Source organism: Lysobacter sp. P5_B9 (genome assembly GCF_054049835.1).
Genome location: NZ_JBFULP010000009.1, coordinates 19,465 through 38,003 on the forward strand (window position 1 = coordinate 19,465; position 18,539 = coordinate 38,003).

Annotated in this window: 27 protein-coding genes; 4 read left to right on the forward strand and 23 right to left on the reverse strand. The window is 61.7% G+C overall.

Annotated elements, in window-relative coordinates:
- Positions 1-224 precede the first annotated feature (224 nt).
- On the forward strand, positions 225-851 hold the full coding sequence (locus ACXJJ9_RS15955; protein WP_310053513.1) for a DUF47 domain-containing protein: 627 nt from the start codon (positions 225-227) through the stop codon (positions 849-851).
- 27 nt (positions 852-878) lie between these two features.
- Positions 879-2,006, forward strand: a complete 1,128-nt coding sequence (locus ACXJJ9_RS15960; RefSeq protein ID WP_457098109.1) for an anion permease — start codon at positions 879-881, stop codon at positions 2,004-2,006.
- A gap of 96 nt (positions 2,007-2,102) precedes the next feature.
- Here ACXJJ9_RS15960 and ACXJJ9_RS15965 read toward each other — a convergent pair whose 3' ends face one another.
- Positions 2,103-2,513, reverse strand: coding sequence for a hypothetical protein (locus tag ACXJJ9_RS15965; RefSeq protein WP_310053511.1), 411 nt, complete (start codon positions 2,511-2,513; stop codon positions 2,103-2,105).
- A gap of 74 nt (positions 2,514-2,587) precedes the next feature.
- Between ACXJJ9_RS15965 and ACXJJ9_RS15970 the strand changes: the two genes are divergently transcribed.
- Together ACXJJ9_RS15970 and ACXJJ9_RS15975 are read left to right on the forward strand one after the other, a co-directional pair.
- Positions 2,588-3,037 carry an MGMT family protein gene (locus ACXJJ9_RS15970; protein WP_457098110.1) on the forward strand — a complete coding sequence of 150 codons (450 nt, stop codon included), beginning with the start codon at positions 2,588-2,590 and terminating at the stop codon, positions 3,035-3,037.
- A 90-nt stretch (positions 3,038-3,127) separates the two neighbouring features.
- Positions 3,128-3,787, forward strand: a complete 660-nt coding sequence (locus ACXJJ9_RS15975) for a rhomboid family intramembrane serine protease (protein ID WP_457098111.1) — start codon at positions 3,128-3,130, stop codon at positions 3,785-3,787.
- Between the two features lie 69 nt (positions 3,788-3,856).
- On the opposite strand, the gene ACXJJ9_RS15980 is transcribed toward ACXJJ9_RS15975, so the two are convergent.
- From ACXJJ9_RS15980 to ACXJJ9_RS16085, 22 genes are all read right to left on the reverse strand, one after another.
- Positions 3,857-5,905 carry a M13 family metallopeptidase gene (locus ACXJJ9_RS15980; protein ID WP_457098112.1) on the reverse strand — a complete coding sequence of 683 codons (2,049 nt, stop codon included), beginning with the start codon at positions 5,903-5,905 and terminating at the stop codon, positions 3,857-3,859.
- A gap of 199 nt (positions 5,906-6,104) precedes the next feature.
- The gene (locus ACXJJ9_RS15985; RefSeq protein ID WP_457098113.1) at positions 6,105-8,312 is read right to left on the reverse strand and encodes a M13 family metallopeptidase; all 2,208 of its coding nucleotides are present in this window, start codon (positions 8,310-8,312) and stop codon (positions 6,105-6,107) included.
- A gap of 79 nt (positions 8,313-8,391) precedes the next feature.
- The gene (locus tag ACXJJ9_RS15990) at positions 8,392-8,826 is read right to left on the reverse strand and encodes a GNAT family N-acetyltransferase (RefSeq protein WP_457098114.1); all 435 of its coding nucleotides are present in this window, start codon (positions 8,824-8,826) and stop codon (positions 8,392-8,394) included.
- 79 nt (positions 8,827-8,905) lie between these two features.
- Positions 8,906-9,043, reverse strand: a complete 138-nt coding sequence (locus tag ACXJJ9_RS15995; RefSeq protein WP_457098115.1) for a hypothetical protein — start codon at positions 9,041-9,043, stop codon at positions 8,906-8,908.
- 286 nt (positions 9,044-9,329) lie between these two features.
- Complete coding sequence (locus tag ACXJJ9_RS16000) at positions 9,330-9,950, reverse strand: GNAT family N-acetyltransferase (RefSeq protein ID WP_457098116.1); 621 nt, start codon at positions 9,948-9,950, stop codon at positions 9,330-9,332.
- Entirely contained in the window at positions 9,947-10,300 is a 354-nt protein-coding gene (locus ACXJJ9_RS16005; protein ID WP_457098117.1) for a DUF3147 family protein, read from the reverse strand. Before ACXJJ9_RS16005 ends, ACXJJ9_RS16000 begins: the two co-directional genes overlap by 4 nt.
- 81 nt (positions 10,301-10,381) lie before the next feature.
- On the reverse strand, positions 10,382-10,693 hold the full coding sequence (locus ACXJJ9_RS16010; protein WP_457098118.1) for a hypothetical protein: 312 nt from the start codon (positions 10,691-10,693) through the stop codon (positions 10,382-10,384).
- Entirely contained in the window at positions 10,675-11,157 is a 483-nt protein-coding gene (locus ACXJJ9_RS16015; RefSeq protein WP_457098119.1) for a hypothetical protein, read from the reverse strand. Before ACXJJ9_RS16015 ends, ACXJJ9_RS16010 begins: the two co-directional genes overlap by 19 nt.
- 74 nt (positions 11,158-11,231) lie before the next feature.
- Positions 11,232-11,354: a hypothetical protein gene (locus ACXJJ9_RS16020; protein ID WP_457098120.1), complete on the reverse strand. Its 123-nt coding sequence runs from the start codon at positions 11,352-11,354 to the stop codon at positions 11,232-11,234.
- 236 nt (positions 11,355-11,590) lie between these two features.
- Positions 11,591-12,055, reverse strand: a complete 465-nt coding sequence (locus tag ACXJJ9_RS16025) for a nuclear transport factor 2 family protein (RefSeq protein WP_457098121.1) — start codon at positions 12,053-12,055, stop codon at positions 11,591-11,593.
- Positions 12,056-12,134: 79 nt separating this feature from the next.
- Complete coding sequence (locus ACXJJ9_RS16030) at positions 12,135-12,437, reverse strand: hypothetical protein (protein WP_457098122.1); 303 nt, start codon at positions 12,435-12,437, stop codon at positions 12,135-12,137.
- A gap of 69 nt (positions 12,438-12,506) precedes the next feature.
- A complete protein-coding gene (locus tag ACXJJ9_RS16035) occupies positions 12,507-12,884 on the reverse strand; it encodes a VOC family protein (protein WP_457098123.1) in 378 nt (125 codons plus the stop codon).
- Between the two features lie 88 nt (positions 12,885-12,972).
- Positions 12,973-13,362, reverse strand: a complete 390-nt coding sequence (locus ACXJJ9_RS16040; RefSeq protein WP_457098124.1) for a VOC family protein — start codon at positions 13,360-13,362, stop codon at positions 12,973-12,975.
- A 75-nt stretch (positions 13,363-13,437) separates the two neighbouring features.
- The gene (locus tag ACXJJ9_RS16045; protein WP_457098125.1) at positions 13,438-13,824 is read right to left on the reverse strand and encodes a VOC family protein; all 387 of its coding nucleotides are present in this window, start codon (positions 13,822-13,824) and stop codon (positions 13,438-13,440) included.
- Between the two features lie 87 nt (positions 13,825-13,911).
- A complete protein-coding gene (locus ACXJJ9_RS16050) occupies positions 13,912-14,358 on the reverse strand; it encodes an alpha/beta hydrolase (protein WP_457098126.1) in 447 nt (148 codons plus the stop codon).
- A 78-nt stretch (positions 14,359-14,436) separates the two neighbouring features.
- Positions 14,437-14,859: a cupin domain-containing protein gene (locus ACXJJ9_RS16055; RefSeq protein WP_457098127.1), complete on the reverse strand. Its 423-nt coding sequence runs from the start codon at positions 14,857-14,859 to the stop codon at positions 14,437-14,439.
- 99 nt (positions 14,860-14,958) lie between these two features.
- A complete protein-coding gene (locus tag ACXJJ9_RS16060) occupies positions 14,959-15,498 on the reverse strand; it encodes a hypothetical protein (protein ID WP_457098128.1) in 540 nt (179 codons plus the stop codon).
- Positions 15,499-15,893: 395 nt separating this feature from the next.
- Complete coding sequence (locus ACXJJ9_RS16065; RefSeq protein ID WP_457098129.1) at positions 15,894-16,364, reverse strand: RDD family protein; 471 nt, start codon at positions 16,362-16,364, stop codon at positions 15,894-15,896.
- Positions 16,365-16,448: 84 nt separating this feature from the next.
- The gene (locus ACXJJ9_RS16070; protein WP_457098130.1) at positions 16,449-16,775 is read right to left on the reverse strand and encodes a hypothetical protein; all 327 of its coding nucleotides are present in this window, start codon (positions 16,773-16,775) and stop codon (positions 16,449-16,451) included.
- A gap of 77 nt (positions 16,776-16,852) precedes the next feature.
- Positions 16,853-17,218: a hypothetical protein gene (locus ACXJJ9_RS16075; RefSeq protein WP_457098131.1), complete on the reverse strand. Its 366-nt coding sequence runs from the start codon at positions 17,216-17,218 to the stop codon at positions 16,853-16,855.
- Between the two features lie 69 nt (positions 17,219-17,287).
- Positions 17,288-17,650, reverse strand: coding sequence for a hypothetical protein (locus ACXJJ9_RS16080; RefSeq protein WP_457098132.1), 363 nt, complete (start codon positions 17,648-17,650; stop codon positions 17,288-17,290).
- Between the two features lie 501 nt (positions 17,651-18,151).
- Positions 18,152-18,517 carry a carboxypeptidase-like regulatory domain-containing protein gene (locus ACXJJ9_RS16085; protein ID WP_457098133.1) on the reverse strand — a complete coding sequence of 122 codons (366 nt, stop codon included), beginning with the start codon at positions 18,515-18,517 and terminating at the stop codon, positions 18,152-18,154.
- Between the last annotated feature and the right edge of the window lie 22 nt (positions 18,518-18,539).

The window sequence follows — 18,539 nt, forward strand, 5'->3', positions numbered from 1 at the left end:
CGTCCACGAGGATGGCGGGAAGGGGGGGCGAAGGGATGTTAACAGGCGCCCGTCACGCCCCGGCGAATGCGCCACGCCGGCTCGGACGGCGGCATGGCCGCATGCAGTCGGAGCGCAATCGGCGCCCGGACATGGCCCAAGGTGTCGCCGAACCGTCATAATCGCGCCCGCCGCAGCTCTCGCCGCACCCAACCAGTTCCGCCGACCGATCCACGAGGCTCCTCATGTTCTCCCTGCAAACCATTTTTGGCCAAGGCATGCAGTTCTACACGCTGCTCGAGGCGGCGGCGAACGCGGCGCACGACAGCACCAAGGCCCTGCACGGGATGCTCAAGGACACCCAGCGGTCCCCGTCGCTGGATGCGTTCAAGCTCGCACGCCAGCGTGAGCGCGAGGCCTCGGAAAAGATCAGCCAGGAGCTGGTGAACAGCTTCATCACCCCGATCGAGCGCGAGGACATCGAGGCACTCAGTTCGGCGCTTTACAAGATCCCCAAGCAGGTCGAGAAGTTCGCGGACCGTTATTCGCTGGCGGTCACCCACCTGGAAGGGATCGATTTCGCCCCGCGCGCGGCGATGCTGGAGCAGGCGGCGTCCGTGGTGGTCGAGATGGTCCACGAACTGCGCCACATGAAGATCGAGAAGATGAAGGCGCTCAACGACCGCCTGCGCTCGATCGAGATCGAGGCGGACCGCCTGATGCTCGAGCTGTACCGCGACATCTACTCCGGCAAGCTCGACCACCTGCAGATGTTCCTGCTCAAGGAATTCTTCGAGATCCTCGAAAAAGCCATCGACCGTTGCCGCGAAGCCGGCGTGGTCTCCTACGAAATCGTGCTGAAGAACTCGTAAGCAGCGGCATACGAAGGAGATGCCGTCATGCTGACCCTAGTTTTGGTCGTGGTGCTCGTGGCGCTGGTGTTCGAATACATCAACGGCTTCCACGACACCGCCAACTCCATCGCCACCGTCGTGGCAACCAAGGTGCTTTCGCCGATGCAGGCGGTGGGCCTCGCTGCCGGCATGAACCTGTTCGGCGCGCTGTGGGGCACCGCGGTCGCGAAGACGGTGGCCTCGGGCATCATCGATTCCGGCGTGGTCGATGTCACCTCGCAGCTGATCCTGTGCGCGCTGCTCGGCGGCATCATCTGGAACCTCATCACGTGGGCCCTGGGCCTGCCATCGTCGTCCTCGCATGCGCTGATCGGTGGCCTGTGCGGCGCGGCGCTGGCGGCCGCCTCGAACAACTTCGACGCGATCATCTGGGCGCAGGCCAAGGAGCCGGTGTGGAAGAGCGCCGGCGTGTTGTGGAAGGTGGTGGTACCCATGGTCACCTCGCCGGTGCTGGGTTTCGTCACTGGCTTCCTGGTGATGGGGGTCATCTTCGCGGTCATTTCCGGCATGGCCGCCAGCGGCGGCGTGCTGCGGCGGATGGCACGGCCACGTTGGGTCAACGGTTTCTTCGGCAAGGCCCAGATCCTCAGCGCCGGTGCCATGGGCTTTGCGCACGGCTCCAACGATGCGCAGAAGACCATGGGCATCATCGCGCTGACGCTGGTCGCCGCTCAGGCGGATGGCTCGCTCGCCAACCTGCCGGGGTGGCTGTCGTTCCTGCATCCCTCGCAGGGTGCGATCGACAACAACGACATCGATACCTGGATCAAGGTCGCCTGCGCGCTGGTGATGGCGTCCGGCACCGCGGCCGGCGGCTGGCGCATCATCAAGACGCTGGGCCACAAGCTGGTGAAGCTGCATCCGATCCACGGCTTCGCGGCGGAAACCAGCGCGGCCTCGGTGATTCTGCTCGCCTCGTCGCTGGGCATCCCGGTGTCGACGACCCACAACATTTCCGCGGCGATCATGGGCGTGGGCACGGCCAAGCGCTTCAATTCGATCAAGTGGACCGTGGTCGAGAAGATGATCTGGGCGTGGATCCTCACCATTCCGGCCGCAGGCACCTTCGCCTACGCATTCTTCAAATGGTTCAAGGCAATGGGCTGGGTGTAACCCGCCCTGCAGATGCAGAAAGGCCCGCGGATGCGGGCCTTTTCTTTGGAGCAGGAGTTCCTGGTGGGAATTCCTGGTGGGAGCCGCGCCGGGATGTCAGAGCAAGTCGCCGCCGGCTGACATCATGCGTTCCATGCGGTCGCCGAGGCCGCCGATCTCCAGCACCAGGCGATCGACTTCCGCGCCATCCAGGCCTTCGTACGGACGGTTCTCGACCAGTTGCAGGTAGGGCACGCCGTCGAGGTTGCCGATGGCGAGGTAACCGACAACGCTCTGCCAGTTGAAGCCCAGCGCGCGCTTGGGGTCCATGCCAGTAGTAGGGGCGATCGCGGTGCTGACGCGCAGGTAGGGACGACCATCGTCGTCGTCGAGTTCGGACAGGAAGATCGACTGGTGCCGCGTACCCTTCTCGAGCGACAGCTCGATGCAGATCACGTCCTCGCCATGTGCGGTGGCGTTGTAGCCCGCGGTCTGGATATGGCGGCGGAGGGATTCGAAATTGCGCACGGGAAGCTCCTTGCAATGGATCCAGACGGACGAGCCGGACTGATGTCGATGGCGCCGGCGGCTATGCTACCGCGATGGGCACGCACGCGACCAAACCGGATTCAACCCAGGATGCGGGCAAGCCGGATTCAACCAAGCCGGATTCAAACAAGCGGATCCTCGACGCGGTCCGCGCGATCCCGAAGGGCCAGGTCGCGGGTTACGGCGAAGTGGCCCGCCGCGCCGGCCTGCCCGGGCGTGCGCGGCTGGTAGCGCGCCTGCTCAGCCAGAACGAAGATCGCCGGCTGCCATGGCATCGGGTACTGCGCTCGGACGGTCGCATCGCGTTCCCGGAAGGGTCGAAGGGCTGGCATGAACAGACGGCGCGGCTGCGTGGCGAGGGAATCCTGGTCGAGAACGGCCGCGTGCGCGGGCTGCGCGCAGCAGTGACGCGGGAAGACGCCATCGATGCCGAGGTGTGGGGCGCGCCGCCGGTGTCGCGCAAGGCCGCGAAGGCGATCGGGAAAAGCGGCCGCCGGCGCTGAACCGGTCAATGGCGATTCCGCGAGACTGAGTATCCCCCGCGAGGCGAGGCGCAATGCCGCTACCATGTGGCATCCCCCGAGGTGTTACTGATGTTCTCCCGACTCCCCCCTGTCACCAAGGGCCTGTTGATCGCCAACGGCCTGATGTTCCTGCTGCAGTCCCTGTTCGGCGACGAACAGTTTTCCGCCCTTGCGCTATGGCCGCTCGGCATCGACGGCAACCTGCTCTCGCAAGGTTTCCTGCCCTGGCAGCTGCTTACCTACGCCTTCCTGCATGGCAATTTCATGCACCTGGCCTTCAACATGCTCACGCTGGCGATGTTCGGCTCGCAGGTCGAATACGTCTGGGGCCAACGCCGCTTCCTGACGTTCTACCTAGTGTGCGTGGTCGGTGCGGCGTTGTGCCAGCTCGTCGTAGGCTGGTGGACGCTCTCGCACGGCGGCGAGGCGTATCCGACGCTGGGCGCATCCGGTGGCATCTTCGGCCTGCTGCTTGCGTACGGGCTCCTGTTCCCGAACCAGCGCGTGATGCTGTTGTTCCCGCCCATTCCGATGAAGGCCCGTACGCTCGTCATCCTGTATGCCGTGGCCGAACTGCTGTTTGGCCTGAACGGCTGGCAGCCGGGCGTGGCGCATTTCGCGCACTTGGGCGGCATGCTGTTCGGCTGGCTGCTGATCCGTTACTGGAGCGGGAAGCCGCCGTTCGGCCGCAAGCGGCGCAGCGTGGGCAAGTTCAAGGTCGTCCGGTAAGCGCCGACTTCACGAATACCTGCGCGCTCGCGTGCGCGCAGGTTCGTGCAAGACCGGCGCATCAGGCCGTCATTTGCGGGTGACGGGCGGACCAGCCAATGCGGTTGGCCAGAGCGCGGTGCGCTGGTCGGCCTTGACCTGCATGGCCGTTCCCGCCCGACAGCCGAAGGCCTCGCCGAATCCTGCCAGGTTGGACAGCGGTCCGTTCGCGCGCCACTGACCCGGAGCGTAGATGCCGCTGGCCGCGCGTTGCGTGGCCGCTTCCCGGGTCAGCTGCTGCGGCCACAGGCGCGCCCAGCCGGTGAAGAACGCCTGTCGCGACTCCTTGCTCGCGCCAGGCTGCGCAGCGTTGAATGCGAGCCACGCGAGTTCGACGCCCGCCTGGTCCGCGATCGCGACATCCCGCACCTGGTTGCCATTGACCCTGGTGCCGACGACGGGAAGCGGATACGCAGCGTATTGCGCGGCAATGCGGTTACCCAGTGCGCTCCAGGCGCCGGATTCCGCCGGCGTCCACCAGTCGCGCACTTCCACCCTGGCATCGACGAGGCGGCCCTTGTCGTCCACCGCGTGGCTGAGTTCGCGGCCCACCAGCGCGCCGAATGCGCCGTATTGCGTGGCCATGTCGGCGCCGGGATCCAACACCGGTGGCTGCAGGACGGCGGCGGAAACGATCAGCCGGTTCTGGGCGATGTCGTAGGCGAGGGCGGGTTGCTGCGGCAATACATCCCAGCGGCGGTCCGCGTTGCCGCGCCCGATGCGCTTCATTTCCTCGCGGTGGTGCCACGTCGAGGCGATGAGCATGTTGCTGCCAAAGCTGCCGCGACCCATCGGCTGCACGCTGTAGTCCAGGTCCCGTCGCGGTGCGCCGACTTCTATCTTCAGGGCCGCGATCTTGGCCTTGGCTTCGGTCTTCGCCTGCTCGCCCAGCCGGGGATCCGTGGCGATCGCGTCATCGAGCGCCTTGCGCACGTTCGTCGCGATCTCCTCCGCGCGCGCACGCGTGCCCGCTGGCAGATAGCGGGCGACATATTCGTGGCCGAGCATCGGTCCGGCGGCGAGGTTGATGGCGTCGAGCACGGCCTGCTGGCGTGGCGGTGGCGTCGGCTCACCCGCGAGCACGCGGTTGCGGAAATCGAAGCTGGCATCGCGCCAGGGCTTGGCCATGTACGGTGCCATGGCATCGCCCACGCGCCAGCGCAGGTAGGTCTTCCATTGCGCGGGCTTGAGCGAAGCCACGAGCTGGTCGAGTTGCGCGAACAATGCCGGGTTGGCGATCGACACCGAGTCGTCCTTCACGCCCTGCGCCTTCAGGAACTCCGCCAGCTGCAACCCGCGGTAGGTTTTGCGAAGGCTGGCCACGGCCACGGGTGCGTAATTCGCGCGTGGTGCGCGCAGATCGACCAGGGGCTTGCTGGCCTGCGCAATCCGCGTCTCCACGTCGATCACCTCCTGCGCCTCCGCCGCGGCCTTGTCGGCCGGGGTGCCGGTCAGCACGAGAATCTTCTGCACGTAGCCGTTGTACAGGCCGAGCAGTTTGCGGGTCTCGGCATCTGTGCGGGTGTAATACGCCGGATCGGGCAGGCCCAGCCCGCCCTGGCTGAAGTAGCCGATGTGGCGGCTGAGGTCGTTGAGGTCGACATCGGCCCCGAAGTTGAAGGCGACCGGGATGCCGACCTGGTGCAGCGCCGCGATCGAGGCCGGGATGTCGTTTGCCTTCTTGATGGCGTTGATCCGGCCAAGCAGCGGTGCGATCGGATTGGCGCCATCGCTTTCCACGGCGGCTTCATCCAGCCCGCTTGCCCAGAAATCGCCGAGCAGCTTCTGCACGTTGCCTTGCGGAGCGGTCATCGCCGCGTTGAGCAGGTCGAGCTGCTGCTGCCGTGCCCGTGCCCCGAGTTGCTCCATGGCCGAGACCGAGGCGGTGCCGGCCGGCAGGGAATTCGATTTCAACCATCCGCTGTTCGCGTAGGCGTAGAAGTTGCTGCAGGCATTCGCGCCGGTTGCAGCAGGCGCCTTGGTGGCCGCTTTCTTCTTCGCGGCGCCGGCGTCGAGCGCCATGCCGCTCGCGATCGCGGAGAGGAGCAGTGCACAGGCAAGCGGTCCGGCGTGACGCATGGCGAGCTCCAGGTCCGGGGGCGGCCGAGTGTAACAAGGGCCCCGCGAATGCCTTGAACACAAGTACTACACACGCCGGATGCGCACATTCGCCTCGCAAAAAAGAAGGCCCGGACGACGAGGTGCCGGGCCTTCCGCTCGGCCGCCGGAAAACCCGGCGGCCAATCCTTCGCGACGATCAGATCATCCGATCATCGGATCACCAGATCACGACCTGCTTGTCGGCTGCGCGCACCATCGGCTGGCCCGGCTTGCACGAGAACGCTGCGGCAAAGGCCGGCAGGTTCGACGGCGCACCGATCGCGCGGAAGGCGGCGGGGGCGTGTTCGTCGGTGGTGATGCGCTTCTCGAGCTCCTGCGGAGTGAAGTTGCGGCGCCACACCGTGCCCCAGTTGAGGAAGAAGCGCTGATCGCGGGTGAGGCCGTCGGTCTTCGGGTCCGGGGTGCCGGCCGTGGCCTTGATCATCGCGTCGTAGGCCGTTGCGAGGCCGCCGAGGTCGGCGATGTTCTCGCCCAGCGTGTGGCTGCCATCGACATGCAGGCCCGGAGCCGCTTCATAGCTGTTGAACTGGGCGACGAGCTTGTCGGTACGGCCCGAGAAGCCCTTGGCATCGGCCGGCGTCCACCAGTTCTCGAAGTTGCCGGTCGGTCCGAAGCGGCTGCCCTGGTCGTCGTAACCGTGGGTCATCTCGTGGCCGATCACCGCGCCGATGCCGCCGTAGTTGATTTCATCGGTAGCCTTGGGATCGAAGAACGGCGGCTGCAGGATCGCGGCCGGGAACACGATCTCGTTCTGCTGCGGGTTGTAGTAGGCATTGATCATCTGCGGCGGCATGCCCCACTCGGTGCGATCCACCGGCTTGCCGATCTTGCCCAGGTCCCACTTGTAGTTGAATTCGTTGAGGGCCAGCACGTTGCCGAAGTAGCTGTCACGCGCGGTGTCCAGGCCGGTCCAGTCACGCCACTTGTCCGGGTAACCGATCTTCGGCGTGAACGAAGCCCACTTCTCGAGCGCCTTCTTCTTGGTGTCTTCGCTCATCCAGTCGAGCTTTTCGATGCGGGCCTTCAGCGCTTCGCGCATGTTCTGCACCAGCGTTTCCATGCGTGCCTTCGACTCGGCCGGGAAGGCGACCTTGACGTACAGCTGGCCCATGGTCTCGCCGGCCTGGCCTTCGATCATTTCCAGCACGCGCTTGCCGCGCTCCTTCAATTCCTTCTGGCCGCTGAGCTTCTGGTTGTAGAACGCGAAGTTCTCCTGCACGAAGGCATCCGACAGGAACGGCGACGCGGTATCGACGGTGCGGTAGCGCAAGTAGCTCTGCCAGGTCGCCGGCGACACGTCGTCCAGCATCTTGCTGACTTCGGCATGGAACGCCGGGATCGCCAGCGAGAACATCTTCGGCGCTGCCAGGCCCTGCGAGTCGAAGAACTTGCTCCACGGGAAGTTCGGCGAGACCTTGTCGGCATCGGCGAGGCTGACCGGGTGGTAGAACAACTCGGTATCACGCGACAGTTCGGCGCGCGACTTCGACGCCTTGGCCAGGCGCGTCTCGAACGCCACCACGTCCTTGGCCTGCTTGGCGGCATCGGCGGCGGCGACGCCGGACAGTTCGAGCACCTTGGCAACGTGGCCTTCGTAGGCGTCGAGCTTTTCCTTGTTCTTGGCGTCGGTGTAGTAGGTCGAATCCGGCAGGCCCAGGCCACCCTGGAAGGCGATGGCGATGTTCATCGTCGAGTCCTTGAAGTCCGGCGACGAACCGAAGGCGAACAGGACGTTCTCGCCCTTGGCCGCGCTGGTGCGCAGGTACTCGGCGACCTTGTCCTTGCTGTCGAGCGTGGCGATCGCATCAAGGCGCGACTTCAGCGGAGCAATGCCCTGCGCGTTGATCTTTTCCGCGTCCATGCCGGTCGCGTAGATGTCGCCGACGATCTTTTCCACGCCCGTGGCGCTGGTGTTCGCCGCGGCCTGCTCGGCGAGCTGGCGCTGCACGGCCTTGGAGCGCTCGTTCAGCATTTCGAAGGCGCCCCACGAGGTGCGGTCGCCCGGGATGGCGTTCGCGGCGAGCCACTTGCCGTTGACGTAGCCGCCGAAGTCGACGCACGCGTCCTTGCTGGTGTCGAGATCGCCGACGGCGAAGCGGTTCACCGGCGGCAGCTTGCTCTCGTCGAGCTTGAGCGTGGTATCGGTCTTCGCGGTGGCGTCGGCCTTGGCGGCCTCTTCCTTCTTGGCGCAGCCGGCGAGCGCGGCGGTTACGGCGAGGGGCAGGACCAGCAGTTTGACGCTCGAGGATATGGCTTTCACGGATTCTCCGGCCCGAACAGGGCGTGGCAGGGTTACTGGGGCGCGCGCAGGGCGACAGCGGACTCTATCGCCTTTGCAACCGGGGCTTGGGGTGTCGAAGGTCATGGGGGGGCGGCCGGTATTGGCGCGAATCCTTCCTTCCCTCGCCCGGGAAGCCTGCTGCAGGGCAGGATTCCCGGAGGCATCAGGGCTGCTTGGCGTTATCGGGGCCCTGAACCTGGCGAGTCGGCAAACGGCTCGCCCCGGGCGCATTGCCGGCCGGCAAGCTGCACGACAGGTGCATGACGCCATTGTCAGTTGCCATGCACCTGAAGCCGAGCCTGGAGTACAGGCGCTGGGCCGGATTCTCGACGTAGACCCGTAGGCGCAGCTCCGGCAGGCCCCTGTGCGTTGCCAGCCGCTTTGCCTGCTCGATGGCCCACGCGCCTATCCCTTGACCAGTGAGCGGCGCGAGAACCTGCAGGTCCCTGATCTCGAGCGCGCCCTCGACCTGCAGGAGCCTCAGGATCCCGGCCGGACTGCCATCGGCTGAAATGACCAGCTTTTCGAACGGCGAACAACTGGCGAGATGGCGTTGGGGATCCCAGGGAATTCCCCTCGCAGCGAGGTATGAGGCCATGTTGGCGCGAGTGAGCGACTCGCAGAAGCCGAAGTCCGCGTCCAGCGCCGGCCTGAGGGAAAGTTCGGGTCGAGGCCCTTCAGGCGCCATCTGCGCCCTGGGGGTCTTTCATTTCCACAGCGATGACGTGCAACGCGCGTTCGCCAATGTTGTGAACGTAATGAGGAACCAGCGGCGCGGCCCACAGCGAAGCTCCGACAGCGGGTTTCATGGCCATGGCCCGGGAGTCCAGGAGAACGTTCCCTGCGGGGTCATACCGGATGAAATCACTCCAGCTCAGTATGTATAGAGCCGCAGGCCATTGATGGGTGTGGACAGGCGTGCGCTCACCCGGACCAAGGCGGGTGTCGAGCACTCTTACGCGATCATTCTCCATGAGCACTTCGTGATGCCCGGGAGCGACGCTCATTGCGTCAAGAGGGTGCAGGTCGTGACCCGGCATGATGGTCTCCGCAGTGGTTTCCCGTGGCGTATGACTGAACTTCTGCAGGCTAATGTATGAATCAAGCCGAGTCCCGAAGCGGCTTCGGCTCGAATGAATTGCCGGGTTGCGACCAACTCCACCGCACAACCTCTTCTCCGTTGGAATCCGTGATCAATGGGCCAGCCACAAAGCCCAGACGTTCAACTACCTTCGAAGACGCGATGTTGTCCGGCCGGACGCAGGCAATAACTTCATTGGCAATACCGGTGGAAAACGCCAGGTCAAGCAACTTGCGGATGGCAGTAGTGGCAATGCCGCGAGACCTCTCGCTTGCCGCCACGCGACAGTGAATCTCCACGCTGCCCTGATCCGGGGCGGTCTTGAACCCGCAACTGCCGACGATCCTGCGGCGTGGAACTGAAACTATGAAGAACGGCACACACCAGAATGCAGGGGTTCCGCGCTCGAGTTGGGCGGTGGCGCGGTCGACGGTTCTCGACACTGGTAGTGCCCCATCGGAAAGTTCGAAGGGACTGACATCAACACTCTGTGACAATGCCAGCCGTCGAAGGTTTGGCAAATCCACCTGATGCAGATCGATGTCTTCTTCAACAAGTTGCCGCATTGGCATTTCGCAACCTGACGCCTGAGTCAAGCCCGAGCCGGGATGCTTCGGCTTTGATTGGTCGGGCCCGGTCACGGCAGCAACTGAATGCCGAACTGACGGACCACCGCAGCAAACAAGCCAAAGCAGAGCACGGTGATTCCGATACTGGCCAGCAGGGTCAGCCAGAAGCCGAGGCGGGGCAACAGCAGCGGGAACGCGAGGAACATGGGTAACGTGGGCAGCACGTACCAGAACGTGTACCAGGCATGGTTGGAGATCTTGGCCTGCGGTTGCTTCTCGACGTAGAGCCAGATGAGCGCAAGGAATGTGACCAGTGGAAGGGCGGCGATGAACCCTCCCAGCCTGTCGCTGCGCTTGGCCGCCTCCGACACGATGACCACGACGGCAGCGGTAAGCAGGTACTTGGTGATAAGCCAGCCCATGGTGATCTCCCAAGTCCGCCAGACACCTTGATCAAGCCGAGTCGCCAACTTCGGGTTGAATGGTGCCAAACCGGTCCTGCACTACGGAAGGGTGAACTTGCGCGTAGCGCGCAACGGCCAGATTGATGTGAAACGTGCGCCACCGACCAGACGGAATGCCGCAGAGACGCCGCGCAGGATGCCCAATCTTTCCAGGACCTCCCGCACGCGCCGAAAAGAGTGTCTTGGGTCATCCGTCAGGACAAAAAGGTTGATCTCCTTCGGACTGACGTCATACCCGTCCACCTCGGCAGATTGACCCAGCGCCTCCTTCAACTCGTTCTCGATCGTCGCAAGGAAGGCTTCGTCTTCCAGCGACTTTCGCCAAAATTTGATTACAAGCTGGTAATCCATCGTAGGCCTGATGCCTGAACTGGGGCGGGCCGCGAAGCGGCTTCGTTGATTGTCAGAGGGCTGCCAGCAACTGCCGAAGCCCAAAGACGAGCATGCCGTGACCTTGGGAGATGTACAAACCGATCTGCGCCACAAGCGAAATACGCCACCGCGATCTGCGCGATTGCGAACACGGCGACGGTGAATTGCGACACGCTGAAAACGCCGACCTCGAACTGCGAAATGCAGATCACACCGCAGCCGAATTGCCCGATCGCAATGACGCCTCGTGCCACCACGGGCGTCCGATTGGGGCGAAACTTGAAGGCGATGTGCAGGAGGGGAAGGCCGGCGATGGCCAGTCCGGATTTGTACTCCCAGCCCCACCCATCCCAGGACTGCCGTGCCGGGTACGGAGCACCGCAGTTCGGGCAGGAGAGGGCCTGCTCTGAAATCTGATGCTTGCATTCGCGACAGGCTTTCATGGAGTGCCCCTGGCGCCTGAGCCGCGAAGCGGCTTCGGCTTGAATGAATCGTCAGGCCCCGGCCCGCGCGCAAACTAGTCGCCGAAACCCCAGATCAATGTAACCACAAGAATGACCGCGAAAGTCGCGGACGCAAGCATGCCGATGGCTATGATGACGATGGTCGTGGACTTCGGCGCGGCGAGGCGACTGAACATGGCTACAAGCAGGCCAGCCGCCGTGGCCCCAAGGGCAAGGGGGCAGATAGCCGGCCGGCTGCCCGGTAAGGTGGACGCGGATGTGCTGGAGCAATGTGGCGCAGGCAATGAGGACGCTGCCTGCGGCAGCCAGCAGTACGTACCAACGAGCACGTCTTTCCATGGACCCTGACGCCTGAATTAAGCCGAGCCGCGAAGCGCCTTCGGCCTGGGAGAATTGTCAGACCGCAGCTTACTCACTCACCTGCCGGGATGGACCCGTCGAACAGGCGCCATTTCCAGTCATGCCCTCGTTTTACGAGCACGCCCGAGAACCGATAGGGCACCTTTTTTACAGCGCCGGTGTCCTCGGTGACAGTCATCGTGCCGTCCACGAACGCCCAGGCGGTATTCCCGTTCGCATCGATGTCAGAGTGCGACAGGTCCCAGGAAAAGCGGTTGTGCTCGAAGAGCCGGGCAAGCCAGGCCCGTATTTCTTTTCTGCCCCGGTAGACTTCACCGCGATCCGATCCTGCCAAGATGACGTTGTCCGAGTCATCAAAGAGCGCCATGAAGCCTTCGAGATCGGCTCGGTTGGCCGTCTCGTTCCACTTGTCGAGGGCAGCATGTATCTCCTTGGAGCCTGCGACCTCTTTTGCCGAAGCTGTTGGCAATGCAATGCACGCAACGAGCAAGAGAACAAGCGATAGCAGTTGCTTCACGAGAGTGTCTCCAATGCGATCTGGCGCCTGGGCGAACCGGGCCCGTGAAGCGGCTTCGGCCTGAATCAGGTTTCAGAGTTCATGCGGCGCGGTGCGTCACGAGACGCCGGACAAGCCAGGTCAGGAGCACCAGGACCGAGGGGCATATCCAGCCAAGGGCTGCAGCAATTGCAAGGGTGTCATCATTGGCGTGCGACGGGTCATTCGCAGTAGTTTGTTGTACGGCAAAAGCCCATGCCAGATTGAGAGCCCAGCCCGCCGCAACAGCAATGCCAGCCGCCTGCAGACCGTTCAAGCGCGAGCGAGACCGCAGTAGCCAGAACAGCACGACTGGAAGCGCCAGCGCCGTTAGCAAAACAGCGGTGATTGCAAAATTTTCCATGAGTCCAGACCCCTCAATAAGGCCGAGCCGCGAAGCCGGTCCGGCTTGGATGAATTGCTAGGCCGCAGGTCACTGTCCAGCGGGCGGTTCCCAAAGCTCGACTTTGTTGCCCTCGGGGTCGATGACCCAGCCAAACTTGCCCTGTTCTGATTCTTCCGTGCGGTCTAACACGTTGCAGCCTTCATCCCGGAGCGCGGCGAGAAGGGCGTGCAGATCAGCAACGCGAAAGTTGACCATGAAACTGGCTGCAGGCTCCAGATAGGTCGAGTCACCCTTGAACAGACTCCAGATGGTCATGCCTTTCTCGCTTCCGGGGCCGCCCCATTCGAAAATGGCACCTCCCCAATCCGTCACATCCAATCCAAGGTGAGCTCTGTACCAGGCACCAAGGGCCTTGGGGTCATTCGATTTGAAGAAAATTCCACCTATCCCCGTTACGCGCTTCATCTGTTCTCCAGTTGGCCAATAGGCCTCTGCTGCGGTCCAGCGCTTGAATCAAGCCGAGCCGCGAAGCGGCTCCGGCTTGAACGAATTGTCAGGCCGCACATAGCGCACTGACCATGACGTAGTAACCGTCAGGATCGAGCAGCGCAAACTCACTGGTGCCTGTGTTGGGATTGATATTTGGCTCTTCTTCGAGCGCTGTGACAAGGCTGCGCGCCCGCTCCAGCGATTGGTCGAAGTCATCCACGCGAAAGAACAGAAGCAGGCCGTTTCCAGTCCCTGCACGATCCGGGTCGGCCAGGGTGGGATGCTCGTGCGCGCCCCACTGGTGTAGGCAGAGCAGGACTGTCCCGTCCGTATCGAGGATTTGCCCAAAGTAATCATGGGCAGGTTTCGTGGCGGGTAGCCCCAGGAGCGACTGGTACCAGGTGAAGGCGCGGGCGACGTCTGTTACGCCGATGATTGTCCACAAGCGCTTCATATCCTGCTCCTGCGGTCCAACGCCTGAACTAAGTCGAGCCGCGAAGCGGCGAAGCAGCTTGGCTTGAATGAATTGTCAGGCGCCACTTTGCACGACCTCGCTCATGAGCGCCAATTGGTTGCCATCTGGATCGGTGAACTCCGCCAGCCAGAGCTCCGAGCGCGGCGTTCGATTGACCATGTGCGGATCGGACTTGAACGAGACGCCAGCTTCTTTGAGCGAAGAGAAGACGGAATGGATATCTTGAATTTGAAAATAGATAGCCGAGCCTCTTTGCGCTTCCTGCCCTGGTGGCATGACGCCAACCAGAAGCCGGACCCCGCCGCAGTTGAAGAATGCCATTTGCGGAGGCGCTGCAAAGAGAAAGGGAATGCCAAGCGTATCCCGGTAAAAGGCGACTCCCGCGTCAAAGTCACTTATCGGGATCAGCAATTGGGCAATCTTTGCATCCGCGAGATTCATGTCGATCTCCTTGGCCAGATGTTGTGGCGCATACCGTAACGGCTGAATCAAACAGAGCCGCGAAGCGGCTTCGGCTCCAATGAATTGTCAGGCAGGATCGTTGCCTCGAATGTCCATGGAAACACGCGTCAGGTCATTGTCGAACTGGTGTCCGCCATTGTCGATCGCGCGAGTGATCGCGCGTGGGAACTGTGCGCCGTAAAATGCAAGGTGGGCGAACGGGACAACCTCGTCATCACGGCAATGGTAGAAGAAGAACCGGGGAATTGCGGCAAGCTTTTCAGCACTGTCGCCCGGCAACTTAAGGTCGTCGAAGTTCCAATGATCCTCGTCCCAAGAGGGGGCGGCAAGCAAGAACAGGCCAGCAATTTCGCTCTCGACCTTCTCCTCTGACAGGTACCTCAGCAGAGTGGGTCCGCCCACGGAGTGGGCTACCAGGATCACCTTGCCAAGCGCATGCGATAGCTCCGAGGAGATCTTGTGTTTCCAGGGCTCTACTTTGCTTTTGAATGAATTGCTAGGCCCGTGTCGCATGACTACGGGCCGCCACTCTCATGAGCTTGCTCCATGCGGCGGCTCATTGCCAAGCCGGAGCGGGCGGCAGTAATGCAGTCAAGATCCTTGCGGAGTCAGGCCATAGCGGGCCATGACACCAACTAGCGCGGCTATATCCGGTGGGCCACCGACATTCACTACTGAAGCAATGTCCTTGAAGTACTGCTCACCTATGTCGGGTGATTGCACAATCAGTGCCCTGGCCGCTGTATCGAATGGGTTCGAGAAGGCATGTGCAGTGCCCTTGGGTGTGTGCGTTGCGTCACCTGGACCAAGGTCACGCGACGTTGCGCCAACCGTATAGCGGAGTTTGCCCTCAAGCACGTAGACACACTCTTCATTTCGGGCATGACTGTGCGGCGGGGGTACGTTCGACCCCGAGGGAACCGTCAGTTCAAAGACGCCCAAGCTGTTTGTGGCTGACCCATCGAGGGTGTATCGAATGCCTAGCTGGCCAATCCGAATTTCTGGGGTATCCATTTTCGCAACTCTCCTGTGTGAAGGATGAGTATGTGACTATGTGCTGCCTAACGCCTGCACTAAGCAAGACGCGAAGCGGCTTCGGCCTGGATGGATTTGTTAGGGGCGTCTGTCGAAGTACAGCACGACGTAGTAGTACTTTTCATCGCTGACCTCCCGGCGCATGAAGCTGGAAAAGACGAACGCATCCTTGGGCTGGGTCAATGGTGCCATCTGAGTCTTGCCGGAATTCTGCACAAGCTCTAATGCCTTGTCGATAAAGGTCAGCTCCCCGGCCGCATCGATGGGGGCTGGATTATCTGGCGTTTCAACTCGGCCAAATAGCTTAGTCATGGCTTGATAAAGAGTGAGCCAAGTCCGAGCGCCAGCTACAGGGTCTTGGCTCTCGTGGAGGTATACGCCGATGCGCCGCAGTTGGCCGTCCTGAAAGAAGAACTGGAAGTTCTCCTTCTTGCCGTCAAAGACGCCGTTATAGGTCTCCAGATCTCCATTGCTGAAGGTCTTGTATGGACCGCACTCGGCAATAGCAGCAACCTGCGCGGGAGACATGCCGAATTTCCAAGGCATTGAGTCGCACTTGGCGAGAGCATTTCCTGTAGCGAGCGCCGACAGAAGAAGGAAAGAGCTGCGAAAGTGCATGGTAGACGCCCCTAACGCCTGAATTAAGCCGAGCCGCGGAGCGGCTTCGGCTTGAATGAATTGTTAGGCCGCCCGTACCGGAACGGCCCAGCCCCGCCTATCCGACTTGCGATTCCTTCACTTGCTCTTCGGTCATTGAGCCGTCTTCAAGCCAACTGCCGACATTCGTAAGGTTGACCCATATGTCGTAGCCGAGGCCCCAGCATTGGAAAATTGCCTCGCCGGAGTCAAGGAAGAAGACGTTGTCGCGCGGATCGGAACCGTTCCTCTCCACACACAGCCGTTTAACTATTTCTTCGTATTTCGTGAGAGATCGCATTAGTTGGAAGGCGGCCTAACGCCTGAATTAAGCCGAGCCGCGAAGCGGCTTCGGCTTGAATGAATTGTTAGCCAACTCAAGCAGGTTGGCGGGCGTCCTTGTCAAGCAATACATAGGTTCGTGCCGCCATGTCCCCGAGGCGTTGCTTATGGCGCGACACCAAGACTGCAATTCCAGCAGGCACTCCTCCCGCGAGGATTGGATTGACTTCAATGAGCCTAAACAAGGTGCGCACTACCGACTGCATAAATGAGGGCTTCTCACCGCTCGCGTTCACGACTCGCGTGCGAGTTACAAACTTTCCGATGGTTTTACCGAACAAGGTCTCCATGACAGGGAAGTACGCAGCAAAAAGCCCGACCCAAATGGCGAGGGTTGCTCGATAGGTTTCGTTGCCAAGCACATAGTCGGGGATAAGTAGAAACAACAGCAAAACTATGAAATCAATCCAAGCGCCTACCCACCTACGAGCAACCATAGAACCATCGTACGTTTCCGCTACGGCCATGGCCGAGGCTGCCACACCTCTAAAGGCAATGTTGTTCATGTCGCGAGACATCGAGGACCCCCATGAGTTGGCTAACGCCTGAATTAAGCCGAGCCGCGAAGCGGCTTCGGCTTGAATGAATTGTTAGGCCTCACTGTCGGCTTTCCACAGATCGACCAGCCGCGCAAAAATGCTAAACGCGCAAACGACGAGGGTGGCGTATCCAGGGACTGCGGCCAACTTCGAGTGGAACGCGCCAAGCAGGAAGAAGGAACCGAGTGTGATATGGACGGCTACAAGCGCGACCGCGCCTAGTCTTGAAGCTGGAATGCCGAATCGCCACCGCGCCCTAAATATTGGCTCATAAACAGACTTTGGTCGAACCCATGTGACCCAGGTCGTGCCGATGGCGTAGACGATCAGAGCTACACCAAGAAGAGCAAGAATGCTGTCTTTGTTTTCCGCGGTCATCTGTCAATGAGGCCTAACGCCTGAATTAAGCCGAGCCGCGAAGCGGCTTCGGCTTGAATGAATTGTTGGGGGGCAGCCTACGGCCCATCATGCACGATGAACAAGGCGCCGATGAACCAAGACCATAGAACGCCGGCCAAGGTAACCAGATGCACGACGGAGAGCCATTTACTGCGCAGGGCCAGAACAGAAGGCACTAGCAGTAATAGGGGTATGGCCGAAGCCAGTGTATGCAGCCACTGGACAGAATCTGAAACGGGCGGCCTTGTCCAAGGCGATGCCAGAAAGGCAGTGATGTAAATGCCCGCACCGAACAAGCCGGGTGAGCTTGCGGCGAGCTTGCGACCTTGGCGCGCGCCGAATAGCAAGAGAGGCACAGGCGACAAAAGGAGCGCCAGCCCCAGCGCAAGCTCCTCTAAGCCGGAAATAGCATCGAGATCCATGGATGTATTTCTGCCCCCTAACGCCTGAATTAAGCCGAGCCGCGAAGCGGCTTCGGCTTGAATGAATTGTTAGGGCTCATTGAACGACAACTCGACCGACGTATGGAAGGGCGTTGGCCACTGCCCTGCAAGGCCAGATGCAGCCAACTCCTTGTGCACGCACTGGGCCAACGGTGTTTCACCCTTCCGCCAGCTTTCAGCCACAGAGCCGTCTGGATTTAGAGAGAGAACAACAGTAAATGTTGACTGGTCCATACCGGGATGGCCGCACGTGGCCATGGCTGAGCCAAGCGCCTTGCCTTGGGCCCGGAGGAGTTGAGTGCTGACTCGCTGAGGAAGGCTCTTTTCGTTGGCATCAGCCATGGCCTTGGCCTGATCAAAGCCCACAGGAGCGGCGGCCAATTGAGCCGCAAGGATTATTACTTCGAGCACCTATGAACTCCCCTATGAGCCCTAACGCCTGAATTAAGCCGAGCCGCGAAGCGGCTTCGGCTTGAATGAATTGTTAGGCGCGACGGTACAGCAGCGTCCGGCAAGGATCAAAAGCGGAGTGTAGGACCGCTTGGCGCCACGTGGTTGTGCCCGGGAAAACGGCGACCATGGCCGACTCAAGCTGCTCGAATCCTGGCTGCTCCTCACTGACCGAGATGCTTTGACCGCCGGCGTGGAACTCCAGCAGTGCCTCGTCTGTGGTGAGGCGATCTACCTTGTAGCCCCAAATCTCCGGGACGGCCTGCCACGCAACGAAGGATTCGCCGACGGTGAAGCCAAACGACGTCACCGAAACCGGAGGAAGCTCCGGCTTGCGGGTTAACCGATCTGTCAGGCTTGAAATTGTTCCCGCGTGCGCCTAACGCCTGAATTAAGCCGAGCCGCGAAGCGGCTTCGGCTTGAATGAATTGTTAGGCCCCTCCAGGAGGATTGGCCGGTTACTTACTTGAGCAGGATCGTACTGTCGTTGCCGGAGCCTGCGCCAGCGAGCCTCGCCTCTACAACGTTGTCGATGAGGGTCTGGACATTCAGGCGGGCAGCTTTGAAGCCCTTTGCCTCAACGATTAGTGGGACGGCGTAGTGACCTGGGGCGACAGTAGCTGATAGCTGAAAAGAGCCATCTGGCGCCGTAGCTGTCTCGAAGCTCGCCGGATAGCGGGTCCTGCCCGGGTCGTCCAGATACACCCGAGCGCCGACAACCGCGGCGCCAGCAGGTCCAATGACTTGTCCCTTTACGTGAAACCTTCCGTCCCCCATGCAGCCCGCGAGGGAGAGAGCCAGAAAAATGCCTGCAAAACGCGGACGCATCGTTGAGGGGCCTAACGCCTGA